This is a genomic window from uncultured Mycobacterium sp. (genome assembly GCF_964249325.1).
Classification (GTDB): Bacteria; Actinomycetota; Actinomycetes; order Mycobacteriales; family Mycobacteriaceae; genus Mycobacterium.
On the sequence record NZ_CAXUCH010000074.1, the window covers coordinates 17,103 to 19,122 of the forward strand.

A 2,020-nucleotide genomic window follows, 5' to 3' on the forward strand; every position below is an offset into this window, starting at 1 on the left:
ACGACCCCGACGGTCCGCTGCCCGACATCGAGCCGAGCAGTGACACCAGCATCACCCTGGGCCGGGTCCGCCACGGCGACCCCGTCGCGGTGCCGACGAACTGGTGGCGGCTGGTGACGGCGATGACCAGCTCGCGGATCGACAGGTGCTGCGCTGAAGCGATGTCACGGTAATGCCGGGCCACCGCGACGGGGTCGCCGTGGCGGACCCGGCCCTGGGTGATGCTGGTGTCACCGCTCGGCTCGATGTCGGGCAGCGGACCGTCGGGGTCGTAGCCGGACAGGTCGCGGCCCCACACCTGCTCGAGCATGGCGATCGCGGTCGGGCCGCTGACTTGCTGATAACGGATGTGTCGCGCCTTATCGGCAGCCTCCTCGGCGGTGTCGCCGAGCACGAACGTGGCAGCGGGAAAGACCTTGAGCTCGTTAGGGTCTCGACCGTATGATGCGGCTCGGCCCTTGACGTCGGCGTAGTAGCGCTGCCCGGCCTCCAGCGTCGAGTGCAACGTGAACAGCGCGTCGGCGTGACGAGCGCCGAACGCACGGCCTTCGTCAGAGTCGCCGGCCTGCAACAGCACCGGATGCCCCTGCGGTCCGGGTGGCAGGGTGTGGCCATCCCGCGCACATCGAAGTGCGGGCCGTGATGCTCGACGGTCTTGATGCGGCCGGGGTCGACGTAGATGCCGGTGTCGACGTCGGCGACCACGGCGTCGGGCGTCCAGCTGTCCCAGAAAGCGCGGGCCACGGTGAGAAACTCCTCGGCGCGGCCGTATCGTTCGGCATAGTCGAGGAAGCCGCCGCGGCGAAAATTGGCTCCGGTGAATGCGTCCGACGAGGTGACGATGTTCCACCCGGCCCGACCGCCGGACAGATGGTCGAGGCTGGCGAATTGGCGTGCTACTTCAAAAGGTCCGTTGAATGTGGTGTTGATCGTTCCGGTCAGCCCGATCCGTTCGGTCACCGCGGCCAGCGCGGCCAGCATGGCGCTGACCCGATCGGCCGACGCCGAGATCGATGCGGCCGGGGTAAAAGGCAGCGAGCGTGCCGAAACTTTCCACCACCGCCGCAGCGGTGGTGTGGCTGAGCTGCACGGCTGCCGTCCCCACCCGAATTGTCTTGGTAGCGGCGGCGATTTGTCCGACCAGCACCGCAGGCGACGAGCTCGCCACAGCGACGAAGTGGTGTTCGGCGATCAAGAACCGCCGAAAGCCCCACTGTTCGGCGTGCTGGGCCAGGTCGACGGTGTTGCGCAGGGCAGTTGCGGCATCGCTGCCTTCGCTGATCGGTGCCAGGTCCAGAACCGACAGCGGAACGGTCACTGTCGCAACGCCGTATACCGGTTCTGCGCCACCGGCAATCCCAGCCGGTTGCGCAACGTCTCGCCGTCCCGATAACCGCTGCGGAACCGGCCGACCCGCTGCAGCGCCGGCACCACCTCGTCGGCGATCACCGGCAGGTCGACGATGTTGACCGCCGGTCGCAGCCGGGCTCCGTCGATGCCGATCCCCTGCCAGTTCAACAGCAGATCAACCAATTCTGTTGCGCTGCCGGTGAATATCAACGCATCTGAGCGGAAGTCGCTCTCACCGCCGAACGCCACGACCACGTCGGCATAGATCTTCAGATGTTCTCCCCCGGCGGTGCGCACCTCGTCGAGAATCCGCCGCAGAGCAGCGTCGTCGGTCGGGGTGATGAACACCAGATCTGCACGGGCAGCGGCGAACTCATAGATCCGCGGCGTGTGGGCCAGCGCGGCAACCACCGGCTGGCCCTGCGGGGGTCGTGGCGTGATCGACGGCCCCTTGACCGAGAAGTACTTCCCGGTGAAGTCGATGTAGTGCAGCTTTTCGCGGTCGATGTAACGTCCGGTGGTCACGTCGCGGATCACCGCGTCGTCCTCCCAGCTGTCCCAGAGCCGACGCACCACCTCGACGAAATCTGCGGCCTCGTCGAACAGCTCGTCAGGGTCTGACGATCCGTTAGGCCGACCGAACAGCGCAGCCTCGCGGTCGGTCGCGCTG

The 2,020-nt window shown here is 67.0% G+C and carries 2 protein-coding genes and 2 pseudogenes; all 4 read right to left on the reverse strand.

Annotated elements, in window-relative coordinates:
* The coding region (locus tag ACFE99_RS11665; protein WP_375485384.1) for an LLM class flavin-dependent oxidoreductase at positions 1-577 on the reverse strand (577 nt) is incomplete at its 3' end.
* Between the two features lie 68 nt (positions 578-645).
* Positions 646-981, reverse strand: a pseudogene (locus ACFE99_RS11670) (LLM class flavin-dependent oxidoreductase); the annotation flags it as partial.
* A gap of 1 nt (position 982) precedes the next feature.
* Positions 983-1,318: pseudogene (locus ACFE99_RS11675) on the reverse strand (LLM class flavin-dependent oxidoreductase); the annotation flags it as partial.
* Positions 1,315-2,020 (reverse strand): LLM class flavin-dependent oxidoreductase (locus ACFE99_RS11680; RefSeq protein ID WP_375485376.1); only part of this gene is annotated, 706 nt, incomplete at its 5' end. The pseudogene ACFE99_RS11675 and the gene ACFE99_RS11680, both read right to left, overlap by 4 nt.